At 68.9% G+C, this 15,731-nt stretch carries 12 protein-coding genes; 2 read left to right on the forward strand and 10 right to left on the reverse strand.

What is annotated here, in order from left to right:
* Positions 1 to 172: 172 nt before the first annotated feature.
* Together H537_RS0108860 and H537_RS49000 are read left to right on the forward strand one after the other, a co-directional pair.
* The gene (locus H537_RS0108860) at positions 173 to 1,879 is read left to right on the forward strand and encodes a tannase/feruloyl esterase family alpha/beta hydrolase (RefSeq protein ID WP_043458442.1); all 1,707 of its coding nucleotides are present in this window, start codon (positions 173 to 175) and stop codon (positions 1,877 to 1,879) included.
* Positions 1,880 to 2,236: 357 nt separating this feature from the next.
* The gene (locus tag H537_RS49000; RefSeq protein ID WP_169516970.1) at positions 2,237 to 3,277 is read left to right on the forward strand and encodes a family 16 glycosylhydrolase; all 1,041 of its coding nucleotides are present in this window, start codon (positions 2,237 to 2,239) and stop codon (positions 3,275 to 3,277) included.
* A gap of 10 nt (positions 3,278 to 3,287) precedes the next feature.
* Here H537_RS49000 and H537_RS41905 read toward each other — a convergent pair whose 3' ends face one another.
* The 10 genes from H537_RS41905 to czcI form a co-directional block, all read right to left on the reverse strand.
* Complete coding sequence (locus H537_RS41905; protein ID WP_238446637.1) at positions 3,288 to 4,058, reverse strand: transglutaminase-like domain-containing protein; 771 nt, start codon at positions 4,056 to 4,058, stop codon at positions 3,288 to 3,290.
* Between the two features lie 10 nt (positions 4,059 to 4,068).
* On the reverse strand, positions 4,069 to 5,307 hold the full coding sequence (locus tag H537_RS0108875; RefSeq protein ID WP_028997638.1) for a DUF1302 family protein: 1,239 nt from the start codon (positions 5,305 to 5,307) through the stop codon (positions 4,069 to 4,071).
* A gap of 3 nt (positions 5,308 to 5,310) precedes the next feature.
* Positions 5,311 to 8,472 (reverse strand): outer membrane lipoprotein-sorting protein, encoded by a 3,162-nt coding sequence (locus H537_RS41910; protein ID WP_051242203.1) that lies wholly within the window; start codon positions 8,470 to 8,472, stop codon positions 5,311 to 5,313.
* On the reverse strand, positions 8,462 to 9,562 hold the full coding sequence (locus tag H537_RS41915; RefSeq protein ID WP_051242204.1) for a flavin-containing monooxygenase: 1,101 nt from the start codon (positions 9,560 to 9,562) through the stop codon (positions 8,462 to 8,464). The genes H537_RS41910 and H537_RS41915 overlap by 11 nt, the downstream gene beginning before the upstream one ends.
* A 1-nt stretch (position 9,563) precedes the next feature.
* Positions 9,564 to 9,884 (reverse strand): acyl carrier protein, encoded by a 321-nt coding sequence (locus tag H537_RS41920; RefSeq protein WP_169516971.1) that lies wholly within the window; start codon positions 9,882 to 9,884, stop codon positions 9,564 to 9,566.
* Between the two features lie 64 nt (positions 9,885 to 9,948).
* Positions 9,949 to 11,724 carry a fatty acyl-AMP ligase gene (locus H537_RS41925; RefSeq protein WP_051242207.1) on the reverse strand — a complete coding sequence of 592 codons (1,776 nt, stop codon included), beginning with the start codon at positions 11,722 to 11,724 and terminating at the stop codon, positions 9,949 to 9,951.
* Positions 11,708 to 12,919: a cysteine desulfurase family protein gene (locus tag H537_RS41930; protein ID WP_051242208.1), complete on the reverse strand. Its 1,212-nt coding sequence runs from the start codon at positions 12,917 to 12,919 to the stop codon at positions 11,708 to 11,710. Before H537_RS41930 ends, H537_RS41925 begins: the two co-directional genes overlap by 17 nt.
* A gap of 10 nt (positions 12,920 to 12,929) precedes the next feature.
* On the reverse strand, positions 12,930 to 13,295 hold the full coding sequence (locus H537_RS0108905) for an iron-sulfur cluster assembly scaffold protein (RefSeq protein ID WP_028997639.1): 366 nt from the start codon (positions 13,293 to 13,295) through the stop codon (positions 12,930 to 12,932).
* Positions 13,296 to 13,317: 22 nt separating this feature from the next.
* Positions 13,318 to 14,496, reverse strand: coding sequence for a LuxE/PaaK family acyltransferase (locus H537_RS0108910; RefSeq protein WP_028997640.1), 1,179 nt, complete (start codon positions 14,494 to 14,496; stop codon positions 13,318 to 13,320).
* Between the two features lie 838 nt (positions 14,497 to 15,334).
* Entirely contained in the window at positions 15,335 to 15,694 is a 360-nt protein-coding gene (czcI, locus tag H537_RS0108920; RefSeq protein ID WP_028997642.1) for a cation efflux protein, CzcI family, read from the reverse strand.
* Positions 15,695 to 15,731 lie beyond the last annotated feature (37 nt).

Here is a 15,731-nt window from a genome sequence, read left to right on the forward strand (position 1 = left end):
GTCATGCAGGCAGGGCCGGTGCGGCCTCAACGTCCAGGGTGCTGCTGGCCCATCGGGAGCGGCCAGGGGCACCATCATCGGGCACCCCCGTTGGCACGCTCGATGCTATGCACGCGCGCATCCTGCGTCCTCGAAGCGTTGGCTCGACATGTATCTCACCAAGGCTCGTTCCATGAAGCTCCCGGGTGTGGCCTACGCCAGCAATTTCCTGGCCTTGCGGCGCTGCCTGCCCTGCGCGGCCCTGCTCAGCGGCTTGCTGGCCGGCTGTGGCGTGCCCGGGTCAGGCCCCACACCCGGCGCTACACCGGACAAGCCCGCTCAGCCTCTGGCGGAGGCCGGTGGGTGCCCGCGCCTGGCAGGCATCACGCTGGCACCTCAGGACGTGGGCGTGCTGCGCACGCACGGCTCCACGATAACGAACGCGGCGTCGGTGACGGCCCAGGAGCCCGGTGTGGGTCCCTTCGAATACTGCGCCGTGCAGGGCCTGATCCTGCCGCTCGATTCCCAGGCGCCGCCGATCCACTTCCAGCTCAACCTGCCAGCGCGCTGGAACGGCAAGGCGCTGCACATGGGAGGCAGCGGCTACAACGGCACGGTGGTCACCGGCACCGGACCAATCAACATGGCGCTGTTCACTACGCCGCTGGCGCGGGGCTACGCCACTTTCGGCTCGGACTCCGGCCATCCCGCCACGGCGGCCGGCGCGGACTTCGCGCGCAACGAGGAGGCGCTGCTCAACTTCGCCTGGCAGCACCTGAAGAAGACGCATGACGTGGCGCTGCACCTGCTCCAGCGCTACTACGGCCAGCCGCCGCAGCGGATGTATTTCGCCGGCGCCTCGACCGGCGGGCGCGAAGCCTTCACTGCGATCCAGCGCTTTCCGCTGGACTACGACGGCATCGTTGCCACGGCGCCGGCACTCAACTTCGCCGGCATGCGGCTCATGGGCGTGAAGCTGGGACAGGCCGCCTATCGTGTGCCGGGCGGCTTCCTGCCGCCGCCCAAGCAGCAACTGGTGCGCGACACCGGCGTGCGCGTGTGTGACACGCTCGACGGTCTGACCGACGGCATCGTCGCGGCCGTCGATGCCTGCCGCGCCCGTGCGCCGGAGCTGATGCGCCGGCTGCGCTGCCCCGGCGGCCGTGACACCGGGCCGCAATGCCTGTCCGACGCGCAGCTCGCCACCGTGCGGCTGCTGCACGAGGGTTTCACCTTGCCCTGGGGCATGGCGTACGGACAGACCGGCTATGACGGCTACAACGTGCTGGAAGGCACCGATTTTTCCGGCCTGCTGGGCCTGGGCCAGTCGCCCACGCCGGCGTCCCCGCCCACGATCGTCGCCAACGGCTATCTCTATACACAGGGCGACGCGTACCTGAAGTACTTCATCGCCCGCAACCCGAGCTTTGACTCGCTGCGCTTCGACTTTGCCAACCCGGGGCCGCTGCAAGCCCGCATCAACGAGCTGTCGGCAGTGGTGGGCGCCATCGACCCGGAGTTGCGGCCCTTTGCCGAGCGCGGCGGCAAGATAATCCTGGCGCAGGGCTTGGCCGACGAGGTGGTAAGCCCAAACCAGGCCATCGGCTACTACCGCTGGCAGGTGTCGCAGCGCGGCCAGACGGCCGTGGACAGCTACCTGCGCTTTTACACGGTACCCGGCTTCCAGCATGGCGGCGGCGCGTTCATCCCCTTCTGGGACTTGTTGGGCGTGCTCGACCGCTGGGTCGAACGGGGCCCGGCGCCGGAGGTGCTGGTCGCCACCGACGTGTCCCCGGGCAACTCGGGCCGCCAGCGGCCCATCTGCCGCTGGCCCCTCATCGCCCGCTACAAGGGCAGCGGCGATCCCAATTCTGCTGCCAGCTTCAATTGCAGCCCCTGAGCCGTGCCGGCCAGCTTGGCTGGGGCCTAGCGCAGATTCGCCCGTGCGTCACGGCACTTACGCAATTCAGGCCGGATGCGTTCAGTAATTCACGCCGTCGGCCAACCTGTCGTTGCAAGACTTATCTGCCCCGCCCGTCCACCGATAAGCGGCGTGAACAAGTCTCGCTCTCGGCGGGGCGCGCATGAACAATTACACGCCGCGGCAGCCTGGTCTGCCCGCGGGTGGCAAACCGGATCGGGAAAAGCCATGTTGAGGGTCACAGGGGTTTTGGTGGCCAGCATGCTGGTTCTTAGCGCTTGCGGGGGTGGCGGAACATCAGGCAATGACGCTCAGGAGTTTCAGGTGGCCGCCGCCATGAACCAGCAAGCTGCACGGCCAACGGAAACGGCCCGTGCCCTGCCGGTCAGCACGACCTCGTTCACGGACGAACTGCTGGCGTTCGACAGCGCGCGCTGGCAGGCAGCGCAGTGGAACAACGGCGGCTATTTCCTCAACGGCTGGCATCCCAACCAGCTGGCTTTCGCCGACGGCCGCATGCGCATCACGCTGGAGGCGGACCAGCTGGGCCTCACCGGCAAGAGCTGCGTCTCGGGCGAATACCGCACGCTGCTGAGCTACGGCTACGGCCTCTACAAGGCGCGGCTGATCGCCTCCAGCACGCCCGGCACCATCACGGCCTTCTTCACCTACAGCGGGCCGGCCGAGGGCACGCAGCATGACGAGATCGACGTCGAGATCAAAGGCGACGACCCGACGAAGCTGCAGCTGAACTACTGGAGCAACGACGTCGAGCACCCCACGGTGATCAACCTGGGCTTCGACGCCTCGGCCGCCTACCACGAGTACGCCTTCCGCTGGACGGCCGACCGGCTGCAGTGGTTCGTGGATGGCGTGCTCGTGCACGAGGAGAACGGCAGCCGCGGCCCGCTGCCGCAGGTGGCCGGCCGAATCATGCTCAACCACTGGGGCACCACCGGCACCAACGGCTGGAGCACCGACTACCAGGTGACGGCCACGCCCAGCGTCGCCACCGTGGAGCGGGTGACCTTCACCTCGGAAAGCGACCTGGCCTCGCCCATGGCGCCCGTGTCCGTGGGCTCGCTGGCCGGCAGCGCCTACTGGGGCAGCACCAAGAACTGGCGCGCCGTCGCCACCATCGGCGTGCGCAACGGCAGCGGCGCCGCCGTGGCCGGTGCAGTGGTCAGCGGCAACTTCAGCGGCGCCAGCACCCAGAGCTGCACCACGGACGGCAGCGGCGCCTGCAGCATCACCAGCACCGCCATCGGCAAGGCCGTGACCAGCACCACCTTCAGCGTCAGCGGCATCACCGGCGCCAACATGAGCTACGCGGCGGGCGGCAACGCCGCGGGCTCGGTGCTGATCCGGCAGCCCTGAGGCGCTGACATCAAGCCGTGCACGACGGCGGCGTCGGCGTGCCGGCGGCCCGCCCTTCGGCACGGATGCGCGCGACGTGGCGGTTGAGCCGCCGGTACAGGTACTTCCGGTACAGCCAGCCCTTGACGCCCTTCAGGTTCGTGCCGTGCTCGGCATAGACTTCGTCCGGGCAGTCGTAGACGCCCAGGTCCCGCACGATGCCCTCGCGCTGGATGAAGGTGTCGCCGCCCGTCCATTGCACTTGCGGGTGCTGCAGGTCCGGAGTGGCCACGGCGAAGCCCATGAACGGGCGGCAGCCGTTGGCGAACCGGTGCTGCACCGCGTGCAGGTAGTCCATGTCCAGGATCTGGCCCTCCAGCGTGATCCAGCGCCCGCCCACCCAGGCCTCGACCCAGGCGTGCAGGATCTCCCGCGGCGCCAGGTGGTAGACCAGCGGCGTCATGGCACCGCGCTGCAGGCGCTTGTCGATGGTGAAGGCGTGGATGCGGCAGGGAATGCCCACCGCGCGCAGCAGCGCCATCAGCAGGGTGGACTTGGTGTTGCAGTGGCCCAGCCCCTCGCGCAGCACGGCCGAGGCGGGCATGTCGTCGGCCAGCGCGTTGTAGCCGAAGGCAATCTCGTCCCGGCAGAACTCGTAGACCGCCTGCGCTGCCGCGTCGTGCGACGGCAAGCGGTCCCAGCCCCGCGAGGTGACCAGCGTGCGGAGAGCGGGCGATTCAAAGTCCAGCATTGGGGTCGGGCGCAACAGCCCGGACATCGAGCCGTCAGGCGACGCGTCCATGCGGATCCTCCTAGAAAATGAACGACAGCTCGGTGAACACGAGGTCGTTGCGCTTGCGGTTGCCGAAGAAGGACTGGCGCGGTCCCGTGAAGTGGTCGGCGCCGGCGCTCCAGCGCAGCGCATCGCTGATGGCGTAGTAGACGCGGGGCCGCAGCACCGCGCTGCCCTGCGTGAAGTCGGTGATGGCTGACAGCTCCAGCTTCAGCCGCTCGTTGAGCATGCGCCTGGACAGCCGCAGCGACAGGCCCCACTCGTTGCGGCCAAATTCCGAGTTGAGGCGGTCCAGGCCCTGCGCAACCATCTGCTGCGTGCCCTGCAACCCCGCCGGGTCCACATAGCCGGTGCGGTGGATGCCGAAGAGCTGCACGTTGAGATTGGTCTCGTCCAGCACGTCGCGGTCGGCGCCCAGGACGATGCGGCTCACCTCGCGGCGGCTCGTGGCGCAGCCCGTGCAGTCCGGGCGGAACTGGCCGTGCGCCATCTCCGTGCGCAGCGTCCAGGGGCCCGCGGCGGTGGCCGTGTCCAGGCCCAGCACGCGCGCGCGCTCGTAGCGGCCCTGGAACACGAAGCCGCCCAGGGCCTGGGGCTGCACCGCATAGCGGGCGGAGCGCTCGTAGCCTTCGAAGTAGGACACGGACCAGTCGATGTCGCCGACGTGGTCGAGCTTGAGCGCCCACTCGCCGCGGCCCGGCTCCGTGGCCGGCACCAGGTTCGGCGGCCACAGGCCGGTGGGCATGCGGTGGGCCGTGAAGCGGGCCCACACGGCCGTGGCGGAGAAGGCCTCGTTGAAGTCGTGGCGCAGCCGCACGGCGTCAATGCCCAGGCGCTGCTCCTCGTCCTCGGCCACCAGCGCGGTGAAGTCGCGCGGCGAGAGGTTGTCGGTCGGGTTGATGCGGTCGGCGCGGCCCCAGGCCAGGACCTGCCGGCCCACGCGCAGCGACCAGTCGCCCGATTCCCACTCGACGTAGCCCTCGCGCAGCCGGCTGTCGAAGGCACGGGCATCGCCGGACAGGTTCTGGCCGGCACGCCCGCTGAACACGGTGCGCAGGCCCTGCGCCACGGGCTGCCGCCAGCTCAGGCCGCAGGCCAGCAGGCCGTTGCCGTCACGCTCGTCGAGGTTGCGGTTGGAGCTCCAGTACCCGGCGCGGCACTCGCCGGTGGGCGCCTGGAGCGTCGAAGGCTGCGCCCCCGCCGTGCCCAGCGTGAGCGCCAGGGCCAGCGGCAGCCCTGCATGCAGAACACCTCGCATCGATCACCAATCCTCTTTTTCGAGGGATCGGTTGGTGAAGAGGTCGTCGGACACGGGCGTGTTGGCTTCCAGCCGGTCCACCTTGATCAGCGTCGTGTGCCCGGTCTGGTGGTTGGCCACGCGCACGCTCATGGCCTGCCACTTGCGGGCCTTGGCGTCCACGAGCTTGATGTCGCCGTTGTCCACCGTCTTGAGCAGCGCGCCGGCCGGGTCGTGGACTTCCGTCTTGACGGGCACGAAGCTGTCCGCCGCCACCCAGCTCACGCGCTTGGAGTAGCCGGAATCCGCCGCCACCTCCGCCGTCCTGGGCAGGGACTCGACGACATACGTTGCCACGCCGTTGAGGTTCTGCTGGCGCAGCAGGCGGTGGCTCCAGTCGGCGGGCTTGTGGCCGATGAGGTCGCCGTAGGAAAGGTCGGTGCCGACGAAGCTGCTCTTCTTGTTGTTGCTGGCCAGCCGGCGCGCCTTCTTCAGCGCCGGCAGGTAGACCCAGATGTCGTCCTCCTTGGCCGTGTTCTCCACGATCAGCGTCGTGGTGTTGCGCACGTCGCTGGGCGAGAGGAAGCGGATGACCCGGCGGTAGGTGCTGCCGTCGGCCTGCTGCTTGGTCGCCCCGTAGGTCTTGCGCACGCGCTCCTGGCCCGAGGCGGCCACGAGGGTGAAGGTGGCCTCGCTCACCGAGCTGCTCAGCCGCGTCGACTGGTAGCTGCGCTCCATGATCTCCTCGGCCTTGAGCTCATCCGCGCGGGAGGACTTCGGTGCCAGCCCCAGCCCCGTTGCCAGCAGCAGCCCTGCGGCCACCGAGCCCGCGCCGGTGCGCAGCGACGGCGCGGACCGGGCCGTGAGGAACGCCGGAGGGAAGGCCTTCATCAAGGCAGGCACCAGCACCAGCGCGGTGGCCGCGCTCACGATCATCGACAGCACGATCAGGACTCCAAACCAGATGTGGACGTAGAAGTTGAAGGACAGCATCAGCACCGAGTAGCCGCCCGCGATGGCCGAGGCCACGTAGACCACTGCCTTGCCCGCCGTGCGCATGGTTTCGCGCAGCGCCGCGTCGAAGTCGCCCAGGCGGCGCAGCTCCTCGCGCATGCGGTAGAGCAGGTAGATCGCGTAGTCGGCACCCAGGCCGATGGCCATGGCCGAGCTCACCGAGTTGGGCGTGTTCAGCGGAATGCCCGTGAGCCCCATCACGCCGAAGTTGACCAGCACGGTGACCATCAGCGGGACCACGAGGTAGAGGCCGGCCAGCGCCGAGCGGAACACCACCATGCCGGCCAGGAACACCACGCCGATCATCTGCGCGATGTTGAGCACCTTGCCGCGCACCAGCGTCTCGCTCAGCGCCGAGGCCTGCGGCACGCTGCCACCGATCAGGATGCTCACGCCCGCGGGCAGCTTGGGCTCCACCTGCTCGCGGATCCGCTTCACGACGGCCTGCGCGTACTTGCTGCTGTCGTTCTTCATCCAGACCGTGAGGTTGGCGTTGCGGTACTCGTAGTCGATGTAGGCGTCGAAGTCGGTGGGCTGGCCGGACATCGAGTACAGCAGCAGGTACTGGGAGATCAGCTCCGCCGTGGGCGGAATGGCATCGAAGCCGGCCTGGCCGCCGTTCATCGAGCGGTGCATCTGCTTGAGCAGGTCCACGATGGACATCGTCTTGCCCACGTCGGGCAGCGTCTCGATGAAGCGCTGCGTCTGCTCGATGAGCGCCAGCAGCGCCGGGTCCTTCATGCGGTCGGCGTCCGCGCCCTGGAACACCACGTAGAGGGTGTTGGTGCCGGCCAGCTTCTCGTTGAGGAAGCGGTCCTGCTGGCGCACCTCCAGGCCCTCGCCGAAGTAGCTCTTGGTCGAGTTCTCCTGGTTGATGAACAGCAGGCCCAGCGAGGACACCGCGGCCAGCAGCAGGTACGCCAGCAGGATGCGGCCACGCCGCGCGATGACCAGGTTGGCCAGCGCCTCGGACAGCCGGTCCCACAGGCTGCGCCTGGCCTGCGCGCCCTGCGCCGCCTTGGGCACCGGCGGCTTCAGGAAGCTGCGCAGCGCCGGGATGAAGCTCAGCTCGATCACCAGCGCGCTGACGATGCCCAGGCCCGTGAACAGGCCGAAGGTGCGGATGGTGGCGACGTCGAAGAACAGCAGCGAGAAGAAGCCCAGCGTCGCCACGAAGCCCGCGGTAATCATCACCGGCGCGACGCGGGACAGCGACGCGACGATGGCCCGGTCGTTGCGCTGCGCCGCGGCCAGGCCCGGAAACTCGGCGCTGATGCGGTCGTACTCCTCGTAGTAGCGCTTGAGGATCTGCACGGCATGCCCGGCCGCCACCGCCAGGATGAGGATCGGCGTGGTGGCGTTGAAGGCGTCCATCGGCACCTTGGACAAGCCCATGATGCCCAGGCTCCAGACCACGGCCAGCAAGGCCGTCACCAGCGGCAGCACCAGGCCCTGCAGGGTGCGGAAGGCCTCGAAGTGGATGAGGCCGATCAGCACCAGCGCGATCGGGAACAGGATCGCCATGCGCTGCGCGAAGCGCTCGACGTTGGCGAAGAAAACGGGCGAGCCGCTGGAGGTGATCTGCACCTGCGCCGTGGCCTGCGCGTCCGCCACGGCCTGGACCTTGTCCATGATGGCGCGGAAGCCGCCCTGCCCGGCCTGGATGGCGAAGGAGACGGCGGCCACGCGGCCGTCCGCCGACACCAGGATGTTCTGGTAGACCGGGTTGCGCTCCAGGTGCCGCTGCAGCGCCTGCACCGAAGCCTCAGTCACGGGCACCGGCAGCATCGGCTCGACCTGCATCTCGTCGCCCTTGCCGTCGATGGAGCGGGCCCGCTCGGCGCTCACGCTCATGACGGTGTGGCGCTTGACCCCGGGCACGTCCGACACCGCCCGCGTCAGCGCCTCCACCACGCCCAGCACCTCGGGCCTGAACACGTCGCCGCCGTCGCGGGCGCTCACGCCCAGCACCACCACGTGCTTGGAGCCGAACAGCGACTCCGCGGTGTTGGTGCCGACCACGTTGGGGTGGTCCTTGGGCAGCATCGTGTTCGGATCGATGACGATCTTCAGGTGCTTGATCTGCAGCGCGAAGAACGCCGTCAGCAAGGCAACGCCCAGCGCCACCCACAGGCGGCGCCGCACGATCAGCTCGGCCAGCTTATTGAACATGGGGAACGACCTCGGCCGGGGCTGCGGAGGGCTGGGCCTGGTGGCGGCGGCAGTGGTCCAGCACCTGGCGCACCACCATCTTCGCATCGCGCTGCGCGCCCAGCACCAGCTCCGAGGCGCGGCAGCTCAGCCACTTGCGGCCGAGCACGAACAGCCCGGGCTCCGGCGTGCGGCCCCGGCTGCCCGCGTAGGACAGGCCCGGCTGGATGGCGGGCAGGTCGATCCAGTCGGTGCGCTCGGCGTAGCCCACGCACCAGACGACGGCATCCACCGCCTCGCGCACGCCGTCGCTGAACAGGAGGCCGGTGCCGTCGGCATCCACCGCTTCGGCGCGCAGCTGCACGCCGGCTTGCGCCAGCCGCAGGTCGTTGTCGGCGGCGGCCGGAATGGGGTCGCGCCGGCGCATGATCCGGGCGACCGTGGAATCGGTGTCGGCGAACAGCACGCCCACGCCCTTGAGCCACCAGAAGATGTCCTGGCCCAGCACCCGGTTGGGCACGAGCTTGCGGACGCGTCCGCGGGCCAGCAGCACCCGGTGCGCCGCGGCCAGCTCGCGCGCGATCTGTCGCCCGCTGGCCCCGTCACCGACCACGGCCACGCGGCTGCCAGCCGGGAAGTGGCTGGCGTCGGTGTAGCCCTGCGCCGTCACCTGCGCCACCGCGGGAGACAGCTTCCCGGCATAGGCCGGCACGACGGGCTGCTGGTTGGAACCCGTTGCGTTGATGACGGTACGGGCCCGGATCACGTCCCCGTTGGACAGGCGCGCCACGAAGCCGCCCTCGGCCCGGCTCAGCCGGGTGACGCGGGCCTGCAGCGTGAGCCGCAGGCCGCGCGTCGACGCGAAGCGCTCCACGTGGTCCGCGAACTCGGTGGCGGAAGGAAAGCCGCCCGGATCGCCGTTCATGCGGAAGTCGCCCAGCCCGCAGAACTGCCGCGAGGTGAACAGCCGCAGGTTCTTCGGCCGCCGGCGCCAGATGTCGCCCGCCCGGGCGCTCTCGTCGACGACGCGGTAATCCAGGCCCGCCTTGTGCAGCATCTCGGCAGCCAGCAGGCCGCAGTGGCCTCCTCCGACGATCAGGCAGTCGATCACGTCAGACCTCCAGGACCTTCTTCAGGTCCAGCGCCTCGCCCGTGAGCTGGGACCACACGTACTGCGACAGGGCGCCGACCGTCACGAAGTCGTAGGCCGCGGTGGCGTCCAGGGCGATGCCGAACTCCTCGTCCAGCGCCGACAGCAGGTTGACGCGCGCCAGCGAGTCGAGCCCGATGTAGTCGAAGGACATGTCGTCGCCGATGGCCTCCTTGAAGTCCACCTGGTTCTCCCGCAGCAGCTGCGTGAGGCGTTGGCGGATGCGTTCGCTGACGTCGGCCACGCTGGTGGCGGCGGCGCTCGGGTTCATGAGGGCGGACATGGTCTGGACTCCGGAAAGGTTCATGGGGATGCGCTGAAAGCTCGCGGGCGGCCGGGCAGCAGGATCAGCTCAAGGCGGGCGCCGGTTGCGGCGATGCGTCGGCGGCGAGGTCGGGGGCCAGCACCTCGGCCATCAGCGCCTGCAGCTCGCCGTCGCGGTACAGGCGTGCGCAGGCCAGCCGCTGCGTCTTGCCGCTGGAAGTGCGTGGAATGGCGCCATGGCGCAGCAGCAGGATGTCGGCCAGCTGCAGCTCGTGCGCCTGGGTCACGGCATGGCGCGCGGCGGCCAGGATCCGCGCGGCGTCCTCCTGCGCCACGGCGGCGCGGCGCCGGGGCAGCTCCAGCAGGGCCACGACCTTCTCCTCGCCGTCCATCTCCAGCGAGAAGACGGCGCAGGGCCCGTCGGCATCCGCCTCGACCGCGCGGCTCAGCGTCTGCTCGATGTCGTTGGGGTAGTAGTTGCGCCCGCGCACGATCATGAGCTCCTTGGCCCGGCCCGTGACGTAGACGCCGCCGCCCTGCACGAAGCCCAGGTCGCCGGTGCGCAGGTACGGGCCGCGGCCGTCCGCGGTGCGGGCCGCGAAGGTCTTCTCGGTGGCTTCGGGGTTGTTCCAGTAGCCCTGGGCCACGCTGGGCCCGCGCACCCAGATCTCGCCGACGGCGCCGGCCGGCAGCGCGTTGCCGTCGGCATCGACGATCGCCACCTCGTGCTGCGGCACGGCCGCGCCGCAGCACACGCAGTCCTGCCCGCCCTCGCCCGCCGAGGGCTGCGCCTGGTCGCGGGTGAGCGCGTCGCGGTCCAGGCGAAGCACGGAACTGGCATCAGGCGCCACGGCGCCCGAGACGATCAGCGTCGCCTCGGCCAGTCCGTAGCAGGGCCGCACCACGCCGGCAGCCAGCCCGGCCGCGGCGAAGCGGGCCCGGAAGCGCTGCACCGTCTCCGCGTTCACGGGCTCGGCGCCGCAGAACACGCTGCGCAGCGCCGACAGGTCCAGGGCCACGTCCTGGCCCTCGGCGGCCTTCAGGCACATCCGCAGCGCGAAGTTGGGCGCCGCCGAGGTCTGGGCACGGAAGCGGCTGAGCGCCTGGAGCCAGCGCAGCGGCCGCTGGATGAAGTGCAGCGGCGACATGAAGGCGTAGTGCCCGCCCAGCGCGATGGGCTGCAGCGTCGTGCCGATGAGCCCCATGTCGTGGAACTGGGGCAGCCAGCCCGCGCACTCCACGAACTCCGGCATCGCCACCGAGCGCTGGATGGCGCGCTCGTTGGCAACCAGTTGCGCGTGCGTGACCATCACGCCCTTGGGCGCACCGGTCGAGCCCGAGGTGTATTGCAGGAAGGCCAGGCTCGACGCCTCGACGGCATCGGCGCCACGCTCCCATGCAGGAGCGCCGGCGGCGTCCTCCTCGGCCTCCACCCGCACCGCCGCATCCACGCCGGCAGCCTGCAGCCCGGTGCCCACCGAGGCCTTGAGGCCGGCCGTGGTCAGCACGCGGCGCGTGCCGCTGTCCTGGATGATCAGCCGCAGCCGGGCGAAGTGCTGCGGATTGCGCGCCAGGTTGGCCGGCACGGCAATGGCGCCGGCATGCAGGCAGGCGAAGAAGGCCACGATGAATTCGAGCCCGGACGGAAACAGCAGCAGCACCGCCTGGCCGCTGCAGCCCGTGGCCGCCAAGTGGCCGGCGAGCTGGCGCGAGCGGCGGTCCAGCTCGGCATAGCTCAGCACGCGGTCGTCGCGCTCGCCGTTGGCAATGAAGGTGTACGCGCGCGCCTCGGGCTGCAGGCGGGTGTAGTGCTCCAGGCAGTCCAGCAGCGTGGCGGCGTGGTCAAGAGGCAAGGGCATGCGGCTTCTCCGTCTGCGGATGCGCGATGCGCTGCAGCAGCGCCACGCCATTGGCCACGGCCTCCACGAAGCGCTCCAGGTCGGCCTGCTCGGTGTAGCGCCCGATGCTCACGCGCATCGTGGCCTTGATCTGCTCCTCGCCCAGGCCCATGCCGCGCAGCACGTGCGAGAGCGAGACCGACTTGTTGTTGCTGCACGCCGAGCCCAGCGACACCTGGATGCCGTGCAGGTGGTCGAGCATCGCGGCCAGGGCCTCGGCACGGATGCCGTCCACGCGGATGCTCAGCGTGTTGGGCGCCTGCTCGTGCGCGTGCAGCGGGCCGTTGAAGGCGATGCCCGGCACGCGCGCGGCCAGCATCGCGCGCAGCTGCGCCTGGTAGGCCTGAAGCCGCGCCAGCAGCGCCGGCAGCTCGGCATGGGTGGCCTGCGCCGCGGCCCCCATGGCGGCGATGGCGGCCGTGGCCTCCGTGCCGCCACGCTGGCCGCGCTCCTGGCCGCCGCCGTGGATCAGCGGCTCCACCTTCGCGCCGGCGCGCACGTACAGCGCGCCCACGCCCTTGGGGCCGTAGAACTTGTGGCCGGCCAGGGCGAGGCTGTCCATGCCCAGCGCGGCCACGTCCACCTGCACCTTGCCGACCGCCTGCACGGCATCGACGTGGAAATGGATGCCGCGCTCGCGCAAGGCCTGCGCGATGGCGCCCACCGGCTGCACCGTGCCGACCTCGTTGTTGACGAGCATGACCGACACCAGCCGCGTGTGCGGGCGCAGGCTCCGCAGCACCGACTCCAGCGTGATGCGGCCCTCGCCGTCCGGCGCCAGGCGCGTCACCTCGAAGCCGAAGACGCGCTCCAGGTAGGCGGCCACCTCCAGCACCGAGGCATGCTCGATCTCGGACACCACGATGTGCGCCGGCCCCGCGGCGCGGCCCAGGCCCCCGCTCGCGGTCAGGGCGCCCTTGATGGCCCAGTTGTTCGCCTCGGTGCCGCCGGAGGTGAAGAAAAGGTCCTCGGGCCGCGCGCCGATGAGCCGCGCCACCTGCTCCCGCGCCTCGCGCAGCCGCACCATCGGCGCCTTGGCCAGCCCGTAGCGGCTCGATGGGTTGCCGAAGTCATCGATCGCGGCGTGGAAGGTCTCGATGGCCTCGCGGCACACCGGTGTCGTGGCGTTGTAGTCGAAATAGCCTCGGGTGCTCATGGCGGCTCCTTCAGCGTGGCTGCGCCAGCGAGGCCTGCAGCCGCTCGAACAGCGAGCGCAGCATTTCCAGGCAGTGGTGCTGCGAAGGCTCCAGCTCGCCCAGCATCGAATCGACCTCGGCGCCGGGAATAGCCAGCAACTCGGTGAATGGCCGGCCATGGACGTGCGAGCAGAAAACATTGCCCGCCGCCAGCGACGTGGCGCAGCCCCAGGCCTGGTAGCGCGCCGCGCTCACCCGGCCGTCCTCCATTTGCAGCTGCACCTTGATACGGTCGCCGCAAACCGGGTTTCCCAACTCGATCACCTCGCTGGCCTCGGGAATTTCTCCCACGAAAACCGGCTCGGTGAAATTCTTGACGATGATGTCGTTGAACATCGGTCCTCCTGGCGCGCGGGCTTCAGTTCACGACCGGACACACGGCTTCGGCGTCCGATTCGTCCATTTTTCGCTCCAGATTGACCGCGCAGCAGCCAAACTCCAGGGACGACGGCGCGCGCATGATGTATTCCATGCGCTGGCCGGCTCGGCCTGAAGGGCTGGCACCGGGCAGCAGCGTGACGATATCCTCCGTCAGGATCATGCCCGGCGTTGCAAGCGCCAGCGGGTCCAGAATGGCGAGCACGCCCTTCTCGCCCAGGGGCACCTCCCGGCTGAGGTCGTTCATATCCCGCACCGAGAAATGCACGTAGGGCGAAACGTGCTTGACCTGGTGCTCGTCGTCGATGGCCACCACGTTGGATTCGACCAGCGCGTAAATGTCGCGCACGCCGCTGGGCGGCACGCCGAGATATTCCTCGCACATGAGGTTGAACTCGCGCCGCGAAATCATCTGGCCCGTGAAGCGTTTCCAGCCGCCCAGGGTGATGACCATGCTGCCGCGGTCCAGCCTGATTTTCTGGCCCGTCTGCTTGATGAACTGCAGCAGGCGGTAAATCAGGAACGGCGGGCCGATGATGTGGCGCGTGAACTTGTTTTCCCACTGCGTGAGCTGGGCCAGCGCCTCCTCGGGCACGAAGCGCTCCTGCCTGACCATGAAGCGGTGCGTGTCCAGCAGGCCGGCGAGCATGTTCAGCGCCTTGATCATGCCCATCTCCGGGATCTCCTCCGTCGAGGGGCACACGTACAGCCCTGCGCCCTTGGAGATGCCCAGGAACTCGCGGTACATGGCGTAGATCGCCATCACCGCGTTGTCCACCGTCTGCGAGCAGCGGCGGGAGATACTGGGCACGCCGCTGGTGCCGGTGCTGCGCATCTCGTGCTCGATGGCGTTCAGCGGCTTGGACAGCAGCTCGTGGCTGCTGGCCGACTTGAACTTGGCGATGGGCACCAACGGAATGCGCACCAGGTCGTCGAAACCCTTGATGTCGTCCGGATGCACGCCCTTGGCAACGCAGGCCTCGCGGTAGTAAGCATTGCGTTCGTAGTGGAAGCGGAAACTGTCCGCGATCAGGTCTGCCTTGAGTGCATTCAATGTTTCCTCGGGCAGGCGATACATCTCGTGCACCGAGGAGACGACGGCCGTCAAGGGATTAAGCCCGGCGCGGCGAATCGCTGCCACCACTTCACTCATGCTCATGAATCCTCCGTTACGTCACAAGTGGCCCGCGCAGGAAAATACCTGCTGGAAAACCGGCCCACTCCATGATTCGAATACAGCAGCCACAACCCTCGACCAACAAACCCTCATGCAAGCATCGGGCGTCATCAATTCGACGCGCAGGCGCACCACCGGCTCGTGAAAATCACGCGCAGGCACGCCTACCACACCGGGGAATAACTGCAGACCCGGCCAGCACAAATGTTGCAAGAAGACACATGCCTATCCCGGGTGATGCGTTCGACATCTCCCGGGCAAGACTGGCATGGAAACGAGACGTTGCTTACTGCAACTGCGATTTGATTCTATGCAAAGAACAAACGCGTATCAACAACTTTGTTGCGCCGCACCATCGAAACCCATCGAGCCGCACCGCCGTAGGGCACAAACCATTTACGGTTGTCTTGACGGGTAATTTCTTAGTTTCCTAAATTGTGACCCGTCGAGAATGGCCTCGCTTTCAAGGAAGCAAAGCCGCTGTGCGTGGCGCAGCCAAGCACGTTCCCCGCGTGTTTGCATCGCGCGGAGAGTGCTTTGACTTCAGCGTGGCGGATGAATATCAGGTCAGGTGATGGTGGGCTGCATATTCCAGGGCGACGCGCGCGAGCACGCCGCCAGCGCCGCGTCGCCGCGGCCGGCAGGGGATGTACCTCCGCAGACCTCAGCGGCCAGGCAGGGGACGGTCAGGCACGCCGCCGGCAACGGCGGCGGCCGGCTTTCTCGCATCGACGGCTCCAAGGTTGATCAGCTCAACGACGAGGTGCGGCGAGGCGTTGGGCCGTAGCGGGGAAGGAGGCGTACGAACGCGCTCGCCGGATCAGGCGGCAAGGCGTCGGTCGGGGCGCTCGGGCAGCGCGGGGATGTGCGAGCCGTGCAGCATGGGCTGCAGCGCCACGCGCGGAGGCAACATGGGCGGCGCCATGGCGGGCGCGCCGCTCAGCAGCGTCTGCGCATGTCCGAGATGGCAGGTGCCGCAATCGTCGTCCAGCGCCAGGGGAGCTTTCTCGGCGTTCTCGTCCTGAGCGTCAGCGCCGTCGTTGTGGTGCTCGTGATCGTGATGCCCGAAATGCGCGGCATTGGCCGGGCCCTGCTCATGCTGGCAATAGCCCGCCACCGCAGCCCACGACAGCTGCAGTGGAAGCACGGTCATGAGGAAGACGAGAAGCCAGCGGCGCATGGCCGGGATTCTAGCGACGGCATGCGTGCATCGTCCG

This window comes from Azohydromonas australica DSM 1124, assembly GCF_000430725.1.
GTDB classification, from domain to species: Bacteria; Pseudomonadota; Gammaproteobacteria; order Burkholderiales; family Burkholderiaceae_C; genus Azohydromonas; species Azohydromonas australica.

Bases quoted from the DNA above. Each gene is read 5' to 3' on its own strand.
- H537_RS0108905 (WP_028997639.1), bottom strand. From the start codon at position 13,295: ATGTTCAACGACATCATCGTCAAGAATTTCACCGAGCCGGTTTTCGTG.
- czcI (WP_028997642.1), bottom strand. From the start codon at position 15,694: ATGCGCCGCTGGCTTCTCGTCTTCCTCATGACCGTGCTTCCACTGCAG.
- H537_RS41920 (WP_169516971.1), bottom strand. From the start codon at position 9,884: ATGTCCGCCCTCATGAACCCGAGCGCCGCCGCCACCAGCGTGGCCGAC.
- H537_RS41905 (WP_238446637.1), bottom strand. From the start codon at position 4,058: ATGGACGCGTCGCCTGACGGCTCGATGTCCGGGCTGTTGCGCCCGACC.
- H537_RS0108875 (WP_028997638.1), bottom strand. From the start codon at position 5,307: ATGCGAGGTGTTCTGCATGCAGGGCTGCCGCTGGCCCTGGCGCTCACG.
- H537_RS41910 (WP_051242203.1), bottom strand. From the start codon at position 8,472: ATGTTCAATAAGCTGGCCGAGCTGATCGTGCGGCGCCGCCTGTGGGTG.
- H537_RS49000 (WP_169516970.1), top strand. From the start codon at position 2,237: ATGAACCAGCAAGCTGCACGGCCAACGGAAACGGCCCGTGCCCTGCCG.
- H537_RS41925 (WP_051242207.1), bottom strand. From the start codon at position 11,724: ATGCCCTTGCCTCTTGACCACGCCGCCACGCTGCTGGACTGCCTGGAG.
- H537_RS41930 (WP_051242208.1), bottom strand. From the start codon at position 12,919: ATGAGCACCCGAGGCTATTTCGACTACAACGCCACGACACCGGTGTGC.
- H537_RS0108860 (WP_043458442.1), top strand. From the start codon at position 173: ATGAAGCTCCCGGGTGTGGCCTACGCCAGCAATTTCCTGGCCTTGCGG.
- H537_RS0108910 (WP_028997640.1), bottom strand. From the start codon at position 14,496: ATGAGCATGAGTGAAGTGGTGGCAGCGATTCGCCGCGCCGGGCTTAAT.